Below are 21,517 nucleotides of genomic sequence, written 5' to 3'. Positions count from 1 at the left end.
GTAGGGCAGCGCTACCGAGGGATGACGGCGGTGGTTGGCCCGTCGAATATCACGCTGCCATCTTCGACCGAGGTCAGCCGATAAGCGCCGTGCTTGCCGCCGACGACGATACGGGTTCCGTCCTCCAGGACTACCCACGGCTGCCGGCCGCCAACGACAGTCTGGACGCGGAACGGCACCGCTGACGCCGGCACGGGATTTTCGCCTTCCACTCGCAGCGCACCCATATACACAGGATTCAGCGCATCCAGCACGGCGTGCAGTCGTGGGCGCTGCGACGGATCCAGGCCGCCCGGATTGACTTGCAGGACTTTGTCCTTCCAGCGGGAAGCGAGCGCGGGTAGCCCTGCGGCTGCCACCGCTTGATCCAGCGCGTGTTGGACATCGGTTGGAAGAAGCAGCGTCATCGCGGGACGCGGCACGGTGCCGGCTTCTTCGCGCCATCGTTGGTATGCCTGTTGCCGTGTGGCGTCGGATCCCGCGATGCCACGGACGACCAAGTCTTCATCGCCAGTGCGTAGAATGACGGCATGCACGTCAAGGTCCTGCATGCGGCTGTGCATCCAGGCCTTGAGCTCGCTCTCTTTCCCCACCCGCATCGCTGGCAGCGGCCATATGGCGCTCAAGTCGGTGGCCAGGCGGTCGTGTTCCAGTTCGTCACGAACCCACCCCGTCACCACGATTTCCTGTTGCGCACTCAAGCTGGCGCGCACGCGTCGCGCATATTCCCGTTCCGCCAGCACACGTTGTGCGCGCAGCAGGGGTTCCGTATCGGTGGTCATGCCCGTCGCCATACGCGGGCTGGGCGCCTCCTTGGCGGGAGGAAATGAAGCCACGCTACCGAAGACGAGCAGAATGAGCAGGCCGCCTACCGCCCACCGCAATTCCAGCCCTTTGCGGCGGCGTGATCCTGGGGGCCGCATCGGATCTTCGCCGGTGGCCAAAGGCCGGCCTGTTTGCGCCTTTCCGCTGGCGCTGCTCTGGCCCGATGCCGACGCAGCGGCGGCACTTGCCCCGGTAGTTCCATCTTGCAGCATTGCCGCGCGTGCAGGGTCGTCCCAGCGCTCACTGGCGGTTTCCCGTGCATCGAAAATCTGATCGGGGGCCGGCCAAGGCGCTGCCGCATGGGTAATCGTCAAGAGGATGGGGCCGAGTGGCAGCGGCGTTCCATAGGGGGCGTCGGGTGTGGCACCGTCCACGGCGCCATCCGGCATGCTCATGCCCCAGCTTCCCGTACCCATCCGCAGGCGCGCCGCCTCGCCTGCGATACCGTCGTCGCATAGCACCACGTCGCAGTGTCCCTGCGAGCCGATCAGTGCGCCGTCTCGCACGGCGCATCGTGCCCCGTCGTGTAGCCCCGACAGGACTCGCAGTTCCAGGTCTTGGGTCATAACAGTGCTCCGCTATCCACCAGCCGGTATGCATGATGACTCATAGGTCCACCCGGGCGAGGGGCTGCACATTGATTTCCGGGACCAGCTCCTGATAGGAGAGGACCGGAAGTTGGTACAGGTCCTGCTCGATCAGCTTGCGGACGTAGCGACGAATGTCCATGGAGGTGAGAATCACAGGCCTGGCCACGGTCGTTTCTAGCGTACCCACGGTGCGCCGGATACTGTCCAGCAAGGCTTGCGATTTTTCCGGATCCATGGCCAGGTAGCTGCCCCCAGCGGTTTGGCGAATGGCGTCCCGCACCACGTCTTCTACATCCGGCGCCAAGAGATAGGACGGCAGGAAGTTCTGGCCGTTCGAATACTTGTGGCTGATGTATCGCTTCAGCGCCATCCTGACGTATTCCGTGAGAAGGACGATATCCTTTTCCTTCTGTGCCCATTCGACCAGCGCCTCCAGAACCGCACGCATGTCCCGTATGGAGATCTCTTCGGAAATCAGGCGTTGAAGAATCTCCGCGATTTTCTGTATCGGCATGACTCGATGGGCTTCCTTTACGAGTTCCGCGAAGTTCTCTTCCATGGCCGTAAGGAGCTGGCGCGTTTCCTGTATCCCGATGAATTGCGATGCGTGCCGGCGTAGTACGAGGGAGAGATGCCAGCTCGGTATCTGGTGGGGGAGCAGGTAGGGAACATTGGCGCTGTCCAGCGCGGGCGCGTGATCGCGGGATACCCAGAATGCCGATTCGTTGGCGAGGCCCCCGGTATCGCGTTCATAGGGAATGCCCATGGCGTCGAGATTGCGCGACCCCTCGCGGACGAGTACGGCGCCGGTTTTCAGTGTTCCATGCACGACAGGGACCTCGAACAACAGCACCTGGTAGGCGTGGTCGCGCAGCTGCTTGCCGCGGCGCAGGAGGATTTCCGGAAGCGGCACGCCCAGTTCCTGGTAGACGGCATAGCGCACCGCTGGAAATTCGCCCTTCACTGCGTGTTCATCGATGTCCAGCGCCAGGACTTCAGCGATCTCCAGCGTGATCGGTTCCGCGGGCGCGAACTTCGTCGGCTGGGCTCCCTCCGCGGGCGCATCGTCTTCCGAACCGAATGTGCCGTCGGCGGCGCCGCCGGCGGCCCCACTCCCGCGCGCCGGCCGCGGGTTGTTCAGCAACACGAAGCCTGTCAGGCCGAGCAGTCCCGCGAGAACCAGGAACACGACGGTCGGCATGCCGGGGATGAGTCCGATGCCGAGCGCGATCACCCCGGCGATCATCAGCGCGCGAGGTTGGGCCATGACTTGTGCGCCGATGTCTGTGCCCACGTTGGATGGCTTGTCCCCGACGGGAACGCGGGTGACGATGATCCCGGCGCAGATAGCCGTCAGCAGCGCCGGTATCTGCGAGATGAGGCCGTCGCCGACGCTCAGGATGGAGTAGGTCAGCGCTGCTTCGCTCGCGCTCATGCCTCGCTGAACCGATCCGATCAACAGGCCGCCCAGCAGGTTGACGGCGACGATGATCAGCCCGGCGATGGCGTCCCCCTTGACGAACTTCATCGCGCCGTCCATTGCGCCATAAAGCTGGCTTTCCTTTTCCACGACGCTGCGGCGGCGACGTGCCTCGTCCATTTGAATCGCGCCCGCGCGAAGATCGGCGTCGATCGACATCTGCTTGCCCGGCATGCCGTCCAGGGAGAAGCGCGCGGCGACTTCCGCTACGCGCTCGGAACCCTTGGTGATCACGATGAACTGCACCAGCGTCAGGATCAGGAATACCACCAGGCCGACGACCAGGTTTCCTCCCACGACGAAATTGCCGAAGGTATCGATGATGTGGCCCGCATCGCCGTCAAGCAGGATCAGGCGCGTGGTGGAGATCGATATGCCCAGGCGGAACAGCGTCGAGACCAGCAGCACCGCGGGAAAGGACGAGAATGCCAGCGCGGACGGCAGGTAGATCGCCACCATGAGCAGTACGCAGGACAGGGAGATGTTAACGGCGATAAGGACATCCATGACCGCCGTTGGCATCGGCAGGATCATCATGAACACGATGGCCATGACGGTGGCGGCCAGCAGGATGTCGTTACGGCTGGTCGCGATAGCGATAATACGTCGAATTGCTTGCATGAGTGAGGCTGGTGCTGACAAGCAGGACGTTTTACGAGGCGGCGCCGAGACGCGTGGCGGCGTAGGCCTTCATGGCCTGGCGCGCTTCATCGTGACGTCCCAGCGCCGCCAGCGCCTGCGCGCGTACGACACGATACGAAGGTTGGGCGAGCGCGGCTGGGTCCGCGCGGTCGAGTGTGGACAGCGCCTTTTCAGGCGCGTTGGCGCGTAGCTGCACGAGCGCGAGCAGGATTAGCGAGCGCCCTTTGCAGCCGCCGGCGTGGTCGCAGGCTTCGAGCAATGCCATGGCGTCCCGCGGGTTGCCGTTCTGAAATTGAAGGAACCCCAGCACCTGCAGTAACTCGATGGACTCGTCGGGAAGGTTGACCGCGTTGATTCGGCTCATCCCTGGAACAGCGCGTTTTGGGTAAAGCTCGATTGCCTTCGCAGTACGACGTTGCGGTCGAGCGCCTGCAGGGCTGCATGCACCGCGGCCTGCAGGGCGGCGTCGTGCGGGCCGTCCTGCGCCGCGGCATCGCGCAGGCTGCGGCGCGATCGCTGCAGCACCGAGTCGAACGTGGCCCGATCCTGCAAGTTGGAGACGCGGATCACCGGCTGCAGGTCGTGAAGCATCGCCAGTTCCACGCTGGGTTGTTGCAGGAACCTTGCCAGCCCGGACGCGACGGGTGCGGGCGGGACAAGCGTTGGCCGCCGCAAGGCGGCTCCCCATCCCTTGGCGCTATCAAGGCGGCGCGCGGCGACGTCGCTGTCCCCGACGGGGTGTACGCCGCCGATCGTCGAAGGAGCGGAGAGCAGGGAAGTGGACGAGATCATTCTGGGTGCATCCTGGATTCAATCCGTCGGCAACAGCAGCACTGAACGGTACAGGCGTCGATAGCGCGACACGCTGAGCCAGCAGGCATAAGGTCTGCCGCTCTGGATATGAATTGACTGTGTGTAAGGTCACGGTAGTAACCGGCAGCCGAATCCTGTTCCATCGGCATCGAAATATCGGATCAAGTGTTGAATGCGCGGCCCGGCCAGGGGGAACCGCGGATCGAGGGGAGGGCACCTACGCCGCGAGTCTGTCGTATGGGCTCGCAGCAGCAAACAAGGAGTTCAGAATGAGCGAATCAATCGGTATGGCCGCGTATCGGAATTACGCCGGCTATGGCGAATCTATCAAGGGCCGATTGGCCGGTAGCGCCTATGCCGACGTTCCGGTGCAAAGCTGGGCCCAGGCAATCACCGCTGCAATGGCCATGTGCAACGAAATTTCCCAGTCGTATGGGGAATGGCTGGTCCAGAACAACAAGACCTCGGCGCAGCTTATCAGGAAAACGCGTCAGAACACCGAGCTGGTCGCGGCTGTCGGAGATTTCCTCGAACTGTTCCCTATCCCCAGCGGAAAGGAGAACAATAATCCCTCCCTCAAGGAACTGCAGGAAATCCTCAAGCAGCGGGCGGAGGACAGGGGCGATAAGGACCACAAGTCCGCGCCGGCTTACGAAGACGAAAAATTGACGAAATTGAACGAGATGCTCAAGGCGCTTGGCCTCGTTCCCATGACGGAAAATTCCAAGAAGAGCGATTTCGAAACCCTCAAGACCCGTCTGGACGGTCTACGCGACGAGATCGCCGGGTTCCAGACCATGACGAACACGAAACAAGGGATGCTGGTCGGCAACATCAGCCAGCACCAGACCCAGGTCCAGGGATTGATCAAGTCGTCCCAATCGATCGGCATGGGCTTCGCGCGGATTGTGGGTTCTGTGTGATGCCGATGCCTTATCGCGGCCAGGATCTCGGCGCCGATATCCGCGCTCGGGTACGCAAGATCCTCCGGGATGGCGCTCCCCTGGGGGATTCCCTCAGGATTCCGGCCCAGGACCGGAAGGTCTTGTATGCCGTGGCCTACAAGCTGTATGCCGAGGCTCGCTACGACCTGGCGCAGCATTTGTTCGCGCAGCTGGTGATGTACGACCATCATCAAGTCCGGTATATGAAAGGGCTGGCCGCTGCCACCCAGATGCTCGGCGACCATGAAGAAGCCATGCGGATGTATTCCGTCGCGGCGCTCATGGACGCGAGTGATCCCGCTGTGGTCATGCACGCGGGAGACTGCTTCAGGGCGATGGGCAAGCATGCCCGCGCCGTGGAGTCGTTCGACCTTGCGCGAGCCATGTGCAGCAAGGCGGAACACGAGCCGGTGAAGCGGCGTTGCAACCAGCTCCTTGCCGAGCTCAGGCGCGCCGCTTGATCGATTCTGCTTTCGCGCAGGGTCACGATGTAGTTCGAAACCTACCAATCTATATGGAGTGTTCATCATGGTTACTGTCCCTGCATCAACGATGCCTGGTATGGCTACGCCGATTCAATCTCCGAATGCCGCTACGCCGGTTCGATCTCCGGATGTCGGCGATGCAATGCCGGTCTTCGGATCGGAATCGGCCGTGTTGCGTGCCATGGCCGAGGCTGAGCGGCTGCTCGGGGAAATTCCCCTCAAGCAGAACGCCCACGATATGAAGGAAGCCCTGCTTCGGCGAGAGGCCGGCTTGCAGAAGAAGCGGAACTTTGTCTTCGAGGCCTGCGAGAGGGAACAGAGCGCGGCTTCGTGGCGGTTCGCGACGAAAATGGCCTCTGGCGTGCTTTCCATGTTCGCGGGTGGGGTCACCCTCGGCGGCGCCGCGGGCGCTGGAAGGCAGATGAACAAAGCGGTCGCGGATGGCTCCGTGTCGAATATGACCACTTACACGCCACGCGGCAATAGCATCGATACCTGGAACAAGGTGGGCCAGTCGGGGCAGTTCCTCCAGCAAGGGGTGGGCGGGATGGTCACCGCTATCGGGGATGACCAGGGAACGAAGTTCGACATCGAGAAAAGGTACAAGGATGTCCTCGGTCAAATGAGCGACAGCGACGTACAACTTGCCTCGGACATCCAGCGCCGCCGCAATGGGGACGTCGCCGATACCACCAAGCGCGTGGAGAAGATGGCCGACACGCGAGTTGAGTACCTGCGCGCCGCCGTGCGTACGCTCGCCTGAGCAAAGTATCAGTATTTTTTTCGAAGGTTGCTATGGAAACAAGTTTTCAGAACGCCGCAGGGCTTTTCTGGCCCGCCGGTGCAATGGCGGAAACAGGTCGTGAAACAGCCGCGCCGCAACCGGGCAACCCGCTCGATTCGATCCTGCAGGTGTTGAGCGAGATCGCCGGCATTCCCTCCGGGACGGAAGTAAAGCGCCTGGACGAGAAGAAGCCTGACGCACTATTCAATTCCAATGGGGCACCGACCCTGGCGTCACCGGACACGCCCTCGACCCCGCCGCTCGTGGAACCGACGCCTCTCAACATCAACGTGGGGGCTGCGATTTCAGAGAGCAATAAGCTCACGACGGAGAGCAACAACGCCCAGATGAATCCCGATTCCACCCGCGCCGTTGAACAGATGAAGTTCACCGTCGACAAGGTAATCGAGGCAAAGCTGAGCAGCGTTGAGAAATTCGAGAAGAGCTCCGCGGAACTCTCCGAGAAAGCCGGACGCTGGTACAACCGGCTGGCAAGCTGGGTATCGGAGAACCTGGGCCCTTATATGCCGTACATCGGGGTGGCGATCGCCGTTATCGCGACCGCTGTAACGGCCGGAGGGGCATGGCCCATGTTGGCGATGGCCGGATTGGGCATGGCCAACCACATCCTGCAGAAAAACGACATCAACGTGGTGGAAGGCGTGACGAAAGCCGTCGAAACCGTGGGATACCTGGTTTCCGAAAAGGTCGCGACCGCATTGGCCAATACGATCGGTTCGGTCGTGGGCATCCTGCTCTCCGATCCCACGCCTATTTCGAAGTTGTTCGGCATCATCGCGAAGGCCGCGGGCGCCAGCAAGGCGACCATCGAAAAAGCCGAGCAATGGGGGCAAATCATTGGCATGGTGGTCATTGTGGGCGCCAACCTGGCCCTGACTTGGGGAGCAGGGGCGGCAAACGCGGTAACCAAGGCCGCATCGGGCGCCACCAGCGCGGTGGGTTCCGCTGCCTCGCGTGCCGCGAACGTCGTCGCGGACGCCGTGAAAAATTTCCTTCGGTCGCTTGAACCTTACGTATCGAAGCTGCTGCAGATCATGCGGGACTCGTCGGGCCGATTCAACGAACTTTCGGTCCTGTTCAAGGACGCCATGCAGGCCGCCAAGGGCACCGCCGCAGGTGCTGCGATGTCGCTCAAGGACACCACGGCGGCATTGATACCCAAACTCGAGGTCGGCGTAAAAGTCGCACAGACCGCGGCAAACGGGACAAGCGGAACGATGGGTGTGACAAACGGCTTCCAGGAGGTACAGCTTGCCGGGGCGCAGCGCGATATCGGCATGGCCGAGGCCGAGCGTGGCAAGCTGGAACAGTTGGTCGACGTCGCCCGCGAACACATGGATGCCATGGACGATAGCACCGGACGCGCCATGAACCGGGTCACCCAGAACCTGAAAGCGAGTGCGGACATGGTCAGGAATTATTCGCGCGATGGGATGGAGAGGGCGTCCATCCAGGTCGAGCAAATGACAGCCTAGTCCAGCCTCTGGTCCTTCGATTCCACCTTTAGTCAGCGCTCACGCCGATGGTATTGCAAGCTTCAGGACGCGATCCCGTTGCCGCGTCGTCTCCTCTTACGTCGAAATCCTTGACAGAGGAGGCGGCCGTCGGCGTGCCGCGAGCTATCGTGCACCATCGAAAGGTTGCCCAGGACCTCGCCGAAATCGCCTTCATCGGCGCGTTCCTGGGGCAGACGCAGGCTGCGGAGACCATTTTCCGCAGCCTGCGTGTCCTGCGCCCGGACAATCCCATCGTGGAATTGGGGCTTGCCATGGTCTACACGCTTGCCGGCCGTCCGCAGGAAGGCTTGGCCGTGGTGGAAAAGGCGGAGGGCCTCGATCAAGACCACGGCCTGGTCGCGCTATGCGCAGGTCTGATGCTGCGGGATGCCGGGCATCGGGCAGCGGCGGACAAGAAGCTATCGCGTGCCATTGCCCAAGGCGATGTCGCGCCCGAGTTTGTACAGGACTTATCCAGAGCGATGCGCGAATGAGCGCGTTCGCCCGGCGTTTCCCTAGGAGTTCACGTTGAAGATCGAATGGCTGGATTATGCCGCCACGGCGGCAGGTGATGGGCAGCCGTCCATTGCGGCCGACCCCTTGCAGGCCGAGTTGTTCCGTGCCGCGCTGAACGCGCCGCCGTCCGGTGGCGATGGCGACACGGACGCGGCGGATGAATCCGCAGGTGGCCTGGGATCGCCCTTGGCGCATATTGCGCATGGGGTCCGCGGAGGCCTCGCGGGTATTTCCAATGATTGGCAGCAGGCCCACGCGATGGCCGCCGATCTTGCACAGCGCCCCGTCCTGGACGGCAGCACCATCCGGGATGTGTTGCGTCTTGCGGGTACGACTAGCCGGGTGTCTGTCGGCATCGATGTCGTCAGCAAGGTTGCAGGGAAGGTTTCCCACACGGCCGATGTCATGTCGCGAGGCTGAATTTGCGATTGCCTTTGCAACTTCCCTCCCATGCGTCGGCCGAACGGCCTGTCGCCGGGAGGGCATCGTACTGGGCTCATCCTTCCCAGCCGCGCTGTCATGGACCCTACCGCCGACCCTTCCTGTGCCAGCTCCTGCTGATCGGGCTGATGATGCTCGCGGGATGCTCGAATCGCGTTGACCTGTTCTCCTCGACCACGGACAGCGAGGCCAACGAAATCCTGTCCATGCTCCTGCAGTCCGCCATTCCGGCCAAGAAGGAAATCAAGAAAACCGGCGTCACCATATCGGTGGCGCAATCCGATGTCGCCAAGGCGCTGACTATTCTGCGGCAGCAAGGGCTGCCGCGCGCGCGGTTCGAAGGCATGGGAAAGATCTTCCAGAAAGAAGGCATGATTTCGTCGCCGCTGGAAGAACGGGCGCGCTATATCTATGCCTTGTCTCAGGAACTCGAGAGCACCCTGACCAAAATGGATGGCGTACTGGTGGCCAGGGTCCATGTCGTGCTGCCGGACCAGGACGCTGCGAAGATGGCGAAGACCCCCGCAAGCGCGGCGATATTCATCAAGCATCAGGCCGGCTATAACCTGGATGTGCTCAGGCCGCAGATCAGGACACTGGTCGCGCATGCCATTCCGGAACTGGCCGAAGACCGCGTCTCGGTTGTGCTGGTGGTGGCCCAGCGGCCGCCGCCTGCCGCCGCGTTGGGGGCGCCGGCGTCCCTGTCGCCGCAGGGTGCGGCCCGCGACAGCGGCGGCGCGGCGTCCACCTCCTGGGCCTGGTGGATGCTCGGCGCCGCCACGTTGGCCTGTGTCCTGGGGGCGGCCGGGTTGTGGGTGTGGCGCGGCCGCCGCGCCACCGGTATGCATGACGGTATGCCCGGCAGGTCCGCAAGCCTGGATGGCTTGGAGCAGGGTTGATCCATGTTTGACTTGTCGCTGTGCGGGCGGGCGATGGTGGTGTTCAACTTCCTCCCCAGCAAAACCCTGCATCCTTCGCGTAACGGGGATTACGCGTCCTCGGCCTACCTTGCCGCGCTGGCAGCGGTACCGGCCTCTGCGGCGGTGTGGCATCGGCGCTGGTCGCACCTGATCCTCCAGAAGGAAGATTTGCTGGATGTCCCGGTGACCGACGTCGCGGCGAAGGGGCTGCCCATTGCTGTCATGCAGGGCGATGCCTTGACGATGCTGGTTCGCCGTATCGGCGTCGTGCTGTGCGCACCGCGTTTACGCTACGCCATCTCGGGTGAAGCCGTGCGGGCCCTGTGCGCGGCCTTGGGCGGCGACGTGTTGCGCTGGATCAGGGACGGCCGGCGCCTGCATCCCGGTCTTGCGGGTGAGATGTTCAGGGACGCGGACGAGGCCTTGCACAACGTTACGCTCGCCGGCCATGCCGCGCTGTACACCGCCTTCGAGCAAGCCGACCCGGCAGTCGCGCGCCGGCTTTTCCTGAAGCTGCCGCCCTTGCCGCAGGTGGATGCCACGCCGGATGCCGCGGGGTGTCCCGGCGCGGCGGCGGGCACGATAGACCGTGAGGTGGCCACCGCGATCGACAACGATGTCGCGATGGGCCTGGTGACTGCCGTGCAAGCCGCCTCCGCGATCGGGGGAGAGGAATGACGTTTCTTGTCGATACAAGAGCGGCGGGCGATGGCCCGTCCCGGCATGCCCGTGTGACGCCGGTCGGCAAGATCGTCCGGCGGGCCGAACACCTTGCCTTGCTGGATGCCCAGGGAGTACTGGCGCAGGCCCGGGCGGATGCCGCGCGCATCGTGGAACAGGCGCGGGATGTTTATCGCAGCGAACGCGATCGTGGCTATGCGGAGGGACGCCAGTCAGCCCAGGCCGAAGAAGCCGCTGCCATGATGCGGATAAGTCAACGGACATCGGCCTACCTGAAGGAAGTCGAGCGCGATATGGTGGATGTCGTGGCCGCGTCCCTGCGCAAAATCGTGGGTGAATTCGATGCGCCGGATCGTATCCTCGCCGTTGTTCGTGGCGGGCTGGCATTGTTGCGGCAGCAGAAGAACGTGCTGTTGCGCGTCCATACGGACGACGCCGCGTTCGTGCGCCAGCATATGCAAATGCTGCTGTCGCAGTTCCCCAGTGTGGACTACATAGATGTGGTCGCCGACGATCGTTACGCACGGGGGGCCTGCCGGATAGAAACGCCGATCGGTACGATAGAGACCAGCCTGGACCGGCAGTTGGATGTCTTGCAGCACGCGCTGGAGCGCGCCGCCACAGCCGCGGAAGATGCACGGCCCGACAGCCGGCAGGCGCCCGATCATGTTTGATCACATCGTCAGCGGCATCCGCGCCCGCGTCTCCGAGGCCCGTGTCGTCGACGTGGTCGGCCGGGTCACCCAGGTCACCGGCACGATCATACGGGCGGCGGTCGCCGGCGCCCGCGTCGGGCAGCTTTGCGTCCTGCGGGACCCGGACGGCGGCGAGGAGATCAAGGCGGAGGTCATCGGCTTCGCGCAGGACGCCGCGCTGCTGACCCCGATCGGCGACACGCGCGGCATTTCGTCGCGAACGGAAGTCATCCCCACTGACAGTGCGCTGACCGTTCCGGTCGGCATGGAACTGCTGGGCAGGGTGCTGGACGGCTTGGGCCGTCCGCTGGACGAGGCCACGCGCGGGCCGCTGATCACCACGCAGGCCTATCCCGTCCTGGGCGCGGCGCCGCATCCACTGGCGCGCCGGCCGATACAGCGCCCCCTTGAACTGGGCATACGCGTCATCGACGGCCTGTTGACCTGCGGTGAAGGCCAGCGCATGGGCATTTTCGCTGCCGCCGGTGGCGGAAAGTCGACGTTGATGGGGATGCTGGCGAACGGCGCGGACGTGGACGTCCGGGTAGTGGCCCTGATCGGCGAACGCGGCCGCGAAGTGGGAGAGTTCCTGCAGCGGGAACTGGGGGATAACCTGCGCAATAGCGTGGTGGTCTGCGCCACCAGCGACCGATCGGCGATGGAACGCGTCAAGGCGGCCTTCGTCGCGACGGCGATCGCGGAATACTTCCGGGATCAAGGCATGCGCGTGTTGTTCCTGATGGATTCCGTCACGCGGTTCGCACGTGCGCAGCGGGAAATTGGCCTGGCGGCCGGCGAACCGCCGACACGGCGAGGCTTCCCGCCCTCCGTGTTTGCCGTGCTGCCGAAGTTGCTCGAGCGCGCCGGCATGAACGAGCGCGGGTCGATGACCGCGTTCTATACGGTACTGGTGGAAGGGGACGACATGACGGAGCCCGTGGCCGATGAGGTCAGGTCCATCCTCGACGGGCACATCGTCCTTTCCCGCAAGCTGGGTGCCGAGAACCACTTTCCCGCCGTCGATGTACTGGCCTCGGCCAGCCGCGTGATGGGCAAGGTCGTACAGGCGGAGCACGCCATGGCGGCCGGCCGTGTCCGTGAACTGATGGCCAAGCATGCCGAGATCGAACTATTGCTGAACATCGGCGAGTATCAGCCGGGCAACGACCCGTTGGCTGACGAGGCGGTGCGCAAGATCGGCGACATACGGCGGTTCCTGAAACAGGACGCGGAAGAAAGGGACAACTTCGATGGCACCCTGGCGCGGATGATGGGCCTGGTGCACTGATGATGGCGCGAAACCTGCGGCAGGATCTTGTGGTCCTGCGCACGCTGCGCGAGAACCGGACGGTCCTGGCCCTGGGCCGGCTGCATCGCGAATGCACGGAGGCGAACGTCCATCTGCAACGGGAACAGCGTCAGCTGGACGGCTGGCGCTGCCAGGCCAGCGACGAGGAAGCCGCGCTGTATGCGGCCTTGCTCGCGGAACCGGTCAATCGCAAGGAATTGGAGCGTACCTTCGCAAGAATCGATACCTTGCGCCAACGTACCCGGGCATTGGAGCGGGCCGTGGCTGCTGCAAGGGAAAAGCGCGACCAGGCGCAGACCGCCTTGGACCAGGGACGGCTGGTGCGGGCGGCCGCGGCAAGGGCCACGCGCAAATCGGTCGAGGTACTGGATATCCATCGCCGGCAGTGCGCGCTTACCGAGGAACGCAGCGCGGATGACGCGCTGGATGAAACCGCCGTCATGCTGCACGGCAGGATTGCCATATGAACGCGTGGGCACGCTTGCTTTCGCCGCCGGGAGCGCAGCGCATGCCAGCGGCGTGCACGGGCGCTCCGTCGCGCGCGGCGGCACGTTGCCTATCAATCAGGAGGGAAAAAGATGTATGTGTCGACGGGCAGGCCCTTGCCCAGCCAGGAAGCGCCTGCCGGCGCAGCGGCTCCGCTGGCCGGGCGTGACATGGCGCGACGGACGCGCATGGACGGCGTCCGCATGCTGCTGTCGGGATCGGAACCGGATCCTCACGACACCGCATTGTTCAGGATGCTGCTGTCGAGAGACGGGGCAAAGCAACCGCTCACGGACGTGGGCCGAAAAGACCCGGATGTGAGCGCCGAATCCGGTGCGCTCCTTGCCGATATCCAGGACGATATCGTGGCCGTCGCGGGCAGGCATGGAGGCATCGAACGCCAGGAAAGCGAGGTTCTGGATGTTGCCGCCGTCACCGCGTCGGACCTCGCGGCCCTGGGTGGCGTGGTGACCAAGGTCTATCTGGACAGTCTGCACGATCGCCAGCGCGGCATCGCTGTCGCCCTGGAGGACCAGTTGCTGCCGGCCACCCGGCTATCCGTTCTGGAGCAGGAGGGGCGGCTGGCCGTGGATTTCGTCAGCGTGAACCAGCATTCGCGCGCGCGGCTGCGCCGCGGCGCCCCGGCGCTGGCAGAGCGGGTCGCCAGGGAATTGTCGCGCGACGTCTCCGTCAAGGTCGCCGCGCATGACGCCGACCGCATGGCGCTGGAAGTCCGCGCCCATGCATACGCCGGCGAGCAGGAAGCGATCTTGGCCCATGGTGGCGCGGCGCTGTCGCGGGGACCGATATGACGATACCGACAGCCCTGCGGCTGGCTCGGTGGTCCCATGACCAGGCGCGGGCGCTGAGCGTGATCGCCAGGCATGGCACCAACCGGCTGTTTACTCCAGCGATCCGCACGGGCGCCGGCGGGGTCGACAAGCCGTGGAATATCCGTATGCGTCCCCGCGATGGGAAGCATGGCCCATGGGCCCTTTCCGGCCCCGATCGCGGCGAAAATAGCGGGGACGGCGCATATCGGCTGATCGGATTCGAGTGGAACGGCGCGCGGCTATGGGTTCGGCTCGCGTCGAGCATCTGTGGCGATTGGCTTGCTTTCCGCATGCCGGATCTGCAGATCGAGACACTGCCGCCGCACTTCGTCGACGCCGCCTGGGACGCGATGATCCAGGACGCATTGACGGGGCTGGGCATCGCGGGACTGTGCCCCGGCATGCGTGTGCTCGGCGGCCAATTGCCCGACGGTCAGTGGACGTACCCGCATGGGTGGACATTATCGATACGGTCGCCGGATACCGTACGGTCCCTGCGGGCCGAACTTGCGGTGGACGACGCGGGCCTGCAGTGCCTCGGCCATCTTCTGGAGCGCATGCCGCCGCCCGATAACGCCGGCGTACCGGCTTTCCTGGACGCGCTACCCATCCTGCTGGTGGCGCAGGCGGGCGAGACCACGCTGCAGGCGGCCGATGTGCGGGGGCTGCAGCCGGGCGACGTCGTGTTGTTCGACCGGCGCCTGGCGGACCTGGACGGCGACGTCTGGCTGGCCACGGCGAATGGCCAGGGCCTACGTGTGCGGGCATGCGAGCCGGGGGCGTCCCGTTATGTCGTCATTCAGGAATGGAGTTGCATAGTCATGAACGAAAATCGGCCGCCGGAAAGCGACTACGCACCGGAGGAAAATCACCTGCCTGTACACGGCGGCTATCCATCGGAGCAGCACGACGCGGCGGCGATGCAGGACTATCGCGCGCGCGAGGATGGCTTCCCGCCAGGGCTGGACGACTTTTCGCCGCAGGCCCCGGCCGATGAGGGGCGCGCGGCTGGCACGCCCGCATCCGAGACGCCGGCTCGCATGGCGGCAGGACACGAAGGACCGGATGTGGATCGCATCCCGGTCCAGCTGGGCTTCGACCTGGGCGAGCACAAAATGACGCTCGGCGAACTGCGCCGTCTGCGGCCAGGGGAATTCTTCGACCTTCAGCGGCCGATCGACGCGGGCCCGGTGCATATCCGCGCCAATGGTACCTTGATCGGGACGGCGGAACTCGTGGATATCGACGGCAGGATAGGCGCGCGGGTGCTGACCTTGATCCCGGGCCGTGATTCATGGGGCTGAACAGCATCGATCCGGTCGCGCTGATCGTCGTCGTTTTCTGTGTGGCGCTGTTGCCGCTGGCGATCATGTTGACCACCTCTTTCCTGAAGATTTCGGTCGTGCTGGCATTGCTGCGCAATGCGATCGGCGTGCAGCAGATCCCGCCGAACATGGCCTTGAACGGATTGGCCTTGATTCTGTCGATCTATGTGATGGCGCCGGTGCTGGGCAAGGTGGTCGACGAGGCGCGGAAGACCTATCAAGCCGCCACGGCGCAGGCCGAACCCCAGCAGAGTTTCGACACCTTGGTGGCAGCGGTACAGCAGGGGTCGGCGCCGCTGCGCGCCTTCATGGTCAAGCACAGCAGCCCGGCGCAGCGGCGCTTCTTCATGGATACAGCGGCGTCCTTGTGGGGGCAGGAGCAAGCCAGCGGCTTGCAGGAAGACAACCTGCTGGTACTGGTTCCCGCATTCGTGATCTCGCAGCTGAATGCCGCGTTCCAGATCGGGTTCCTGCTTTATCTGCCTTTCATCATCATCGACCTGATCGTTTCCAACATCCTGTTGGCGATGGGGATGATGATGGTGTCGCCCGTCACCATCGCCATCCCCCTGAAGCTTTTCCTGTTCGTGATGCTGGACGGCTGGACCAAGCTGATCCAGGGCCTGGTGCTTTCATATACCTAGGAAAGCCCGCATGAACGCCGCCGAACTGATTTTCTACCTGAAGGAAGCGCTGTATCTGATCTTCTGGCTATCGCTGCCGCCGCTTGCCGTGGCGTCCGTCGTCGGCACCCTGTTTTCCCTGTTCCAGGCGCTCACGCAGATTCAGGAGCAGACGCTTTCCTTTGCGATAAAGCTGCTGGCTGTCTTCGTAACGCTGCTGCTGACGGCCGGCTGGATAGGCACGGAAATCTTCAACTACTCGCTATCGATCTTCGAATCGTTCCGTGCGGTCCGATAACGGGAGGGGAACCGCATGAAGGGTACCGGCACCTACGCTGCTGTCTATGAGCTGCTGTTGTCCTTCACACTTACGCAGCCGCGGATCCTGCTTCTGTGCATGATGCTTCCGGTTTTCAGCAAGCAGATACTGCCGGGCCGGCTGCGGGGCGCGGTGTCCATCGCCCTTGCGCTGCTGGTGATGCCGCTGGCCTTTTCCGGGGCCGCGGCGGCTGGGGATATCACGCTTTTCCACGTGGTGCTGCTGGTCGTCAAAGAGGCCTTCATCGGGTTGGTGCTGGGATTCTTCCTGGCGATTCCCTTTTGGGTTATTGAGTCGGTAGGCAGCGTCATCGACTACCAGCGCGGCGCGAGCATGGGCGCCTTGCTGAATCCCACGATGGGCGGGGAAACGACGCCCACCGCCATTCTGATGCAACTGGCATACGGGGTTTTTTTCTTCGTGGGCGGCGGCATTTCCCTGCTTTTATCCATACTGTATGACAGCTTTCGTCTTTGGAATCCGTGGCACTGGTTTCCCACGCTACGGCACGACGCCTTGCCCCTGTTTCTGGCCCAGCTGGACCGCCTGATGCACCTGGTTGTCCTGCTGTCCGCGCCGGTAGTCATCATCATGCTGCTTGCCGAGCTCGGCCTGGGGCTGGCCAGCCGTTTCACGCCGCAGCTCCAGGTGTTTTTCCTGGCCATGCCCATCAAGACCGGGCTGGCCCTGTTCGTGTTGATTCTGTATGCCGGCATCCTCTTCGGGCATGTCGACCAGGAGGCTCGGCGCTCGATAGACCTGGTGCCCCTCCTGGAACATATCTGGCGGGCTCCGTGAGCGCCGAGAAGACTGAAAAGCCGACGCCGAAGAAGCTGCAGGACGCGCGCAAGAAGGGGGATGTCCCATATAGCCGCGACTTCAGCCAGACCATGTTGGCGCTCGCGCTGCTGACCTATGTGGTCCTGAACGGGCAGGAGATCCTGACGTCCCTTCTGCGATTGCTGGCCGTGCCCGCCACCCTGACCACCATGGACTTTCGCGAGGCGCTCAGGGTCGCCGCGCAGGTTTGTCTGCGCGAGGGGGTGGGACTGCTATGGCCTTTTGTGCTCATCGTGCTGGGCTTCGGCTTGTTGGTGGAGTTCGGGCAGATCGGCGTGCTGTTCGCGCCCGAGAAAGCCAAGCCGTCCGGCACCAAGCTGAACGTGGTTTCCAACGTCAAGAACATCTTCTCCATGAAGAACCTGATGGAGGTGGTGAAGTCGACGGTGAAGATCGTCTGCTTTTGCCTGCTGACGTGGATGCTGCTGCGCGCTGGCCTGGGGCCGCTGGTGCATGCCGTACAAGGCGGCCTGGAAGGCGTCCTGGCCGTGAATGGGGCCCTGTTCCGGATGCTGCTGCTTTATACGGCGGTGTTCTGCCTCGTGATTGCCGTACTGGATATGGGGTGGCAGCGCCGGCAGCGCAGCAAGCGCCTGATGATGACGAAGGACGAGGTGAAGCGCGAGCAGAAGGACATGGAGGGGCAGCCGGAGGTCAAGCAACAGCGCAAGCGGCTGCACCAGGAAATGAGCAACGCCGGTCCGGCCGAGGTCGTGCGCAAGGCTTCCGCGCTTGTGGTGAACCCTACCCACATCGCCGTGGCGCTGCGCTATGTGCCCGACCAGACACCGCTGCCCATCGTCGTGGCGAAAGGCCGCGACGGCGTGGCGCTGCAGATGATAGACATGGCGCGCCGCATCGGCATTCCGGTGATGCGCGATGTCCCGCTGGCCCGCGCGCTGCTGGCGGATGCCCGCGAAAACGAATACATCCCGAGCGAGCTTGTCGTTCCTGTCGCGCACGTATTACGTGCCGTGCGCGATCTGGCGATGGAAGACGGGGAGAGCCGCCGGGATTCCCATGAAGACGCGTAATGACGAATGATCAATGATCCGGACAACGATGTTTCAGCGATGGTGTTCCCGAAAATGGAAAGCGATGCCCAGACTGAGCCTGGCGATCGCCGCGCTCGTGTTGACCGCCAATGTCGAAGGCGCCCCTTCATGGCCCTTGGCGCCCTACACCTATTTTGCTTCCGATGAGTCGCTGGAGGACGTGCTGCGGCGCTTCTCCAGCGGGTTCAGCCTGACGCTGCAGCTGGCCCCCGGTATCGGGGGCCTGGTCAACGGCAAGTTCACCGCCGCCAATCCCACGGAGTTCCTGGACAAACTGGCCGGCGTCTACGGCTTCAACTGGTTCGTCTATGCGGGGACGCTGTTCGTCAGCCCGGCCAGCGCCATGGTCACGAAGACCATCAGCGTGGGCAACGGCGCCATCGCGGGCCTGCGCGACGCACTGGATCGCCTTGGGGTGATCGACGACCGCTTCGGCTGGGGCGAGCTGCCGGACCAGGGACTGGCGCTGGTCTCCGGGCCGCCGGCTTACGTCGCCTTGATAGAGCGCACCATCAACGCGCTGCCGCCCACGGCCGGCAGGCAGGAGGTGGCGGTCTTCCGCCTGAAGCATGCATCGGTCAACGACCGTGTAGTGCGCTATCGGAACCAGACCGTCACCACGCCGGGACTGGCGACCATACTGCGGGACCTCATCGACGGCAGCGGACCGGGCGCGGGGAATGCGGTGCTGGCCTCGATGGCGGCACCCCTGCGCGATCAGCCGCCCGTGTACGAGCCGCCGCTGGCGGGCAACCCCGTGCCCGCGTTGGTCGGCGGCAAATCGCCAGCCGCCGGCCGCGGTGCCGGGCCCGGGGCCGGGCGGCGCACCTTGCGCGCGACGATACAGGCGGACCCTCGGCTCAATGCCATCATCGTGCAGGACATCCCGGAGCGTATGGCCGTCTACCGGTCCCTGATCGCGCAGCTGGACGTCCCGACCACGCTCATCGAAATCGAGGCGATGATCGTCGATGTAAGCGCCGACGTGTCGAACGAGCTGGGCATAAGATGGGGTGGCCGTGTCGGCAAGGCGCAGTTCGGGTACGGCTACAGTGGTCCGACGCCATCCAGGCCGGACGGCACGCTGACGGACGGCAGCCTGCCCATGGGAACGATTGGCCTGAGCGTGGCCGATGCCCTGCTCGCGCGCCTGAGCGCCTTGCAGAACAACAAGGACGCGAACGTCCTTTCCAAGCCGTCGATCCTGACGGCGGACAATATGGGCGCCTTGATCGACTTGTCCCAGACTTTCTATATCAGGCTGACCGGCGAGCGCGTCGCCGATGTGCGGGAGGTCACGGTGGGAACGTCGTTGCGCGTTACGCCACGCTTCATCGATGCCGACGAGGGGCGGGCGATCGAGCTATCCGTGGACATCGAGGATGGCAAGATATCCCAGGAGATGTTCAAGGACGGGCTGCCGCTGGTGGCCAAGACCAGCATCAGCACGCTGGCGGTGGTCGGTGATGGGCAGGCCCTGCTGATAGGGGGGTACAACAGTACCCAGAATGACGACGAAGTGAACAAAATTCCGCTGCTGGGCGATATCCCGGGGCTCGGTACCCTGTTCTCGCACAAGAAGAAGACGAGCAAGCGTTGGGAGCGCATGTTCGTCATCCGTCCTCGTCTAGTGCAGATCAACGGCGCGCCGGTGGTTCCCGAGTCGCTGCTCAAGTGGGGCGATGCCGTTGGCTGGTCGTGGGATGGCGGTGCGCGGCCCACCGTGTACGCCGACGGGCTGGACCGCACGCTGCGCCTGGTGCAGCCGGGGCCGACGCGAGTCTTGCAGAAGGGGGCGGCCGCGGATTGATGGAGGGCCGGTCATGGCGTCCCGGCCGCGTGCTCCCGCGGTCCGGGCGTTCGCCTGGCCGGTCAGGCGTCCAGGCGCACGCCCTTGGTTTCCAGCTTCGAACGCAGGGCGGCGCGGGCGCGCGACAGGCGGCTGCGGATGGTGCCCACCGGAACAGTAAGCCGGGCGGCGGCTTCTTCGTAGGTTAGATCGTTCAGGCCCATCATCAGCAGGATGCTGCGCATGTTTTCCGGCAGCTCGGCGATGGATTCTTCCAGCAGACGCAAGGTCTGGTTTTGTTCGGCGGCGTCGTCCGGTGTCAGGTCCTGCGATGCATGGTCGCTGAGCGCGTCTTCGCCGACGAAAAAGTAGCGGCACTCAGGGGCACGCGACAAGTAATTGCGGACGAGGTTCAGGGCGATGCCGTACAGCCATGTGGAAAGCTGCGATTCGCCGCGGAAGCTGTGATACGACTTGGCCGCTCCAGGAAGGCCTGTTGGGTCAGATCTTCCGCATCGGGGCAGTTGCCGATGTGCTTGATGATGAAACGATGCAGGCGGGTGGCGTGGTTCTGGACCAATTCACGGAAGACCGCTTCATAGGCGCTGTGGGACGTGGCGATGGCAATGCCGGCGCTCGTTGCATTGGCATTGGTCGCCACGTCGTACGCGATGGGCGGTGCCGCCTGGATGCCATGGTGATTGTCTTGGAGATATCGCATGGGGTAGCCAAAAGGTCACGGCGGGCCAGTATGGCGCAATACCCCTGGGGCTCGACCGAAGTGTGCAAGCAAAAATTCAGGTGGCTTTAACGGTCGCAAGACAGTTCCTTCAGCGGCTAGAAAATCGGATTAATCCACCCTGAATAGGGTGTAGGAATTTATGCTCGGATTCCACCGACAGCGCGAATGGCCCGCGTCCCTTGCCTCTTCGCATGTCGGAATTTCCGATGCGGCCGGTCTGCGCGGTGAATGCGGCGGACTCAGATTTTTCGGATACCTGCGGCTGTCCCCACTTCCTAGAATGGCCTCCGGCCTCGCAGGCGTGTGATATCGCGAGACTGGTGTCCTCCCTCCGCCAGCCTCGTATTCCACCCTCGCGAGCGCCCTCAAGCGAGGAGCCGAGACATGAGCATGAAGACGATGTATTGGGTGTCGCAGATTTACTCCTGGAACTACATCGACATCGCGGGCAAAACGCATGGGCGCATAGATTGGTTCGAGGACATACGCGATGTGGGGTATTGGTGGCAGACCGCCCACGAAAGCGGCAGCGCTTGCAGCATCGACCGCGCCAAGCGCAATGTCGAAGAGGCGGTGATCCGGCGGTGCAGGGCGCTGGAGGCACGCTATCTGGGCGATGTCGTCCCGGAGAACCCCGCCGGCGCTGAAGTCGGCGCCAGCATCGACACCGGCCTCCGGTCGTGGCAGGAGGACCCGCGGGCGCAGGGCAATGTCGCCTGCTCGACCTGAAAACCCAGTCCCTTCTCAAGATTTCGGGCTTTTTTCTCCCGCCTCGCCGCTCCGTCTTTAAAAAAGATAAAATTTCCTTCTGGATATTTCACCGGTGCCGGCCCTGAGGGCCATGGCATCCGTTACGTGCGCCG

The 21,517-nt window shown here is 63.7% G+C and carries 25 protein-coding genes; 19 read left to right on the top strand and 6 right to left on the bottom strand.

The features are described from left to right. Positions 1-11 precede the first annotated feature (11 nt). From sctD to AKI39_RS25745, 4 genes are read right to left on the bottom strand one after another with little or no spacing between them, the layout of a single operon-like run. Complete coding sequence (gene sctD / locus AKI39_RS19420; RefSeq protein ID WP_066639772.1) at positions 12-1,391, bottom strand: type III secretion system inner membrane ring subunit SctD; 1,380 nt, start codon at positions 1,389-1,391, stop codon at positions 12-14. A gap of 40 nt (positions 1,392-1,431) precedes the next feature. Next, positions 1,432-3,516 (bottom strand): type III secretion system export apparatus subunit SctV, encoded by a 2,085-nt coding sequence (sctV, locus tag AKI39_RS19415; RefSeq protein ID WP_066639766.1) that lies wholly within the window; start codon positions 3,514-3,516, stop codon positions 1,432-1,434. A 31-nt stretch (positions 3,517-3,547) separates the two neighbouring features. Then, positions 3,548-3,901, bottom strand: a complete 354-nt coding sequence (locus tag AKI39_RS25750; RefSeq protein WP_066639763.1) for a CDC27 family protein — start codon at positions 3,899-3,901, stop codon at positions 3,548-3,550. After that, positions 3,898-4,329 (bottom strand): hypothetical protein, encoded by a 432-nt coding sequence (locus AKI39_RS25745; protein ID WP_158515190.1) that lies wholly within the window; start codon positions 4,327-4,329, stop codon positions 3,898-3,900. Before AKI39_RS25745 ends, AKI39_RS25750 begins: the two co-directional genes overlap by 4 nt. A 290-nt stretch (positions 4,330-4,619) precedes the next feature. On the opposite strand from AKI39_RS25745, the gene AKI39_RS19400 reads away from it, so the two are divergent. The 18 genes from AKI39_RS19400 to sctC all read left to right on the top strand — a co-directional run bounded on the left by AKI39_RS19400 (position 4,620) and on the right by sctC (position 19,933). Continuing rightward, on the top strand, positions 4,620-5,273 hold the full coding sequence (locus AKI39_RS19400; protein ID WP_066639758.1) for a hypothetical protein: 654 nt from the start codon (positions 4,620-4,622) through the stop codon (positions 5,271-5,273). Continuing rightward, positions 5,273-5,755: a SycD/LcrH family type III secretion system chaperone gene (locus AKI39_RS19395; protein ID WP_066639746.1), complete on the top strand. Its 483-nt coding sequence runs from the start codon at positions 5,273-5,275 to the stop codon at positions 5,753-5,755. Before AKI39_RS19400 ends, AKI39_RS19395 begins: the two co-directional genes overlap by 1 nt. A 100-nt stretch (positions 5,756-5,855) precedes the next feature. Further along, positions 5,856-6,542 carry a hypothetical protein gene (locus AKI39_RS19390; RefSeq protein WP_145925325.1) on the top strand — a complete coding sequence of 229 codons (687 nt, stop codon included), beginning with the start codon at positions 5,856-5,858 and terminating at the stop codon, positions 6,540-6,542. Between the two features lie 32 nt (positions 6,543-6,574). Continuing rightward, positions 6,575-8,059: a YopB/SseC family type III secretion system translocon subunit gene (locus tag AKI39_RS19385; protein ID WP_066639740.1), complete on the top strand. Its 1,485-nt coding sequence runs from the start codon at positions 6,575-6,577 to the stop codon at positions 8,057-8,059. 47 nt (positions 8,060-8,106) lie between these two features. Then, positions 8,107-8,574 (top strand): tetratricopeptide repeat protein, encoded by a 468-nt coding sequence (locus AKI39_RS19380; protein ID WP_145925324.1) that lies wholly within the window; start codon positions 8,107-8,109, stop codon positions 8,572-8,574. 34 nt (positions 8,575-8,608) lie between these two features. Further along, the gene (locus AKI39_RS19375) at positions 8,609-9,016 is read left to right on the top strand and encodes a hypothetical protein (protein ID WP_066639734.1); all 408 of its coding nucleotides are present in this window, start codon (positions 8,609-8,611) and stop codon (positions 9,014-9,016) included. A 149-nt stretch (positions 9,017-9,165) separates the two neighbouring features. After that, positions 9,166-9,936 (top strand): type III secretion system inner membrane ring lipoprotein SctJ, encoded by a 771-nt coding sequence (gene sctJ, locus AKI39_RS19370; protein ID WP_066639730.1) that lies wholly within the window; start codon positions 9,166-9,168, stop codon positions 9,934-9,936. 3 nt (positions 9,937-9,939) lie between these two features. After that, on the top strand, positions 9,940-10,635 hold the full coding sequence (locus tag AKI39_RS19365) for a SctK family type III secretion system sorting platform protein (protein WP_066639727.1): 696 nt from the start codon (positions 9,940-9,942) through the stop codon (positions 10,633-10,635). Then, positions 10,632-11,312, top strand: a complete 681-nt coding sequence (locus AKI39_RS19360; protein ID WP_066639724.1) for an HrpE/YscL family type III secretion apparatus protein — start codon at positions 10,632-10,634, stop codon at positions 11,310-11,312. Before AKI39_RS19365 ends, AKI39_RS19360 begins: the two co-directional genes overlap by 4 nt. Further along, a complete protein-coding gene (gene sctN / locus AKI39_RS19355) occupies positions 11,305-12,621 on the top strand; it encodes a type III secretion system ATPase SctN (protein ID WP_066639722.1) in 1,317 nt (438 codons plus the stop codon). Before AKI39_RS19360 ends, sctN begins: the two co-directional genes overlap by 8 nt. Further along, entirely contained in the window at positions 12,621-13,109 is a 489-nt protein-coding gene (sctO, locus tag AKI39_RS19350) for a type III secretion system stalk subunit SctO (RefSeq protein WP_066639719.1), read from the top strand. Before sctN ends, sctO begins: the two co-directional genes overlap by 1 nt. 222 nt (positions 13,110-13,331) lie before the next feature. Then, the gene (locus AKI39_RS19345) at positions 13,332-13,940 is read left to right on the top strand and encodes a hypothetical protein (protein WP_145925323.1); all 609 of its coding nucleotides are present in this window, start codon (positions 13,332-13,334) and stop codon (positions 13,938-13,940) included. Beyond that, positions 13,937-15,265, top strand: a complete 1,329-nt coding sequence (gene sctQ / locus AKI39_RS19340; protein ID WP_083228935.1) for a type III secretion system cytoplasmic ring protein SctQ — start codon at positions 13,937-13,939, stop codon at positions 15,263-15,265. The genes AKI39_RS19345 and sctQ overlap by 4 nt, the downstream gene beginning before the upstream one ends. After that, positions 15,256-15,930: a type III secretion system export apparatus subunit SctR gene (gene sctR / locus AKI39_RS19335; protein ID WP_066639712.1), complete on the top strand. Its 675-nt coding sequence runs from the start codon at positions 15,256-15,258 to the stop codon at positions 15,928-15,930. Before sctQ ends, sctR begins: the two co-directional genes overlap by 10 nt. A gap of 10 nt (positions 15,931-15,940) precedes the next feature. Beyond that, a complete protein-coding gene (gene sctS, locus AKI39_RS19330) occupies positions 15,941-16,207 on the top strand; it encodes a type III secretion system export apparatus subunit SctS (RefSeq protein ID WP_066639710.1) in 267 nt (88 codons plus the stop codon). Positions 16,208-16,222: 15 nt separating this feature from the next. Further along, positions 16,223-17,026, top strand: a complete 804-nt coding sequence (gene sctT, locus AKI39_RS19325) for a type III secretion system export apparatus subunit SctT (RefSeq protein WP_066639703.1) — start codon at positions 16,223-16,225, stop codon at positions 17,024-17,026. Next, the gene (gene sctU, locus AKI39_RS19320) at positions 17,023-18,102 is read left to right on the top strand and encodes a type III secretion system export apparatus subunit SctU (RefSeq protein ID WP_066639698.1); all 1,080 of its coding nucleotides are present in this window, start codon (positions 17,023-17,025) and stop codon (positions 18,100-18,102) included. Before sctT ends, sctU begins: the two co-directional genes overlap by 4 nt. Positions 18,103-18,166: 64 nt before the next feature. Beyond that, positions 18,167-19,933: a type III secretion system outer membrane ring subunit SctC gene (gene sctC, locus AKI39_RS19315; protein WP_066639695.1), complete on the top strand. Its 1,767-nt coding sequence runs from the start codon at positions 18,167-18,169 to the stop codon at positions 19,931-19,933. 62 nt (positions 19,934-19,995) lie between these two features. On the opposite strand, the gene AKI39_RS26095 is transcribed toward sctC, so the two are convergent. Both AKI39_RS26095 and AKI39_RS26090 read right to left on the bottom strand, forming a co-directional pair. Then, positions 19,996-20,343 (bottom strand): RNA polymerase sigma factor, encoded by a 348-nt coding sequence (locus AKI39_RS26095; RefSeq protein WP_235610846.1) that lies wholly within the window; start codon positions 20,341-20,343, stop codon positions 19,996-19,998. Further along, the gene (locus AKI39_RS26090) at positions 20,325-20,633 is read right to left on the bottom strand and encodes an RNA polymerase sigma factor (RefSeq protein WP_235610680.1); all 309 of its coding nucleotides are present in this window, start codon (positions 20,631-20,633) and stop codon (positions 20,325-20,327) included. Before AKI39_RS26090 ends, AKI39_RS26095 begins: the two co-directional genes overlap by 19 nt. 405 nt (positions 20,634-21,038) lie before the next feature. Here AKI39_RS26090 and AKI39_RS19305 point away from each other — a divergent pair, with 405 nt between their 5' ends. Beyond that, the gene (locus AKI39_RS19305) at positions 21,039-21,383 is read left to right on the top strand and encodes a hypothetical protein (protein WP_066639693.1); all 345 of its coding nucleotides are present in this window, start codon (positions 21,039-21,041) and stop codon (positions 21,381-21,383) included. The last annotated feature ends 134 nt before the right edge of the window (positions 21,384-21,517 follow it).

This window comes from Bordetella sp. H567 (assembly GCF_001704295.1).
In the GTDB taxonomy this organism is placed as follows: Bacteria; Pseudomonadota; Gammaproteobacteria; order Burkholderiales; family Burkholderiaceae_B; genus Bordetella_C.
This window is presented reverse-complemented; position numbering and strand designations above follow the sequence as displayed.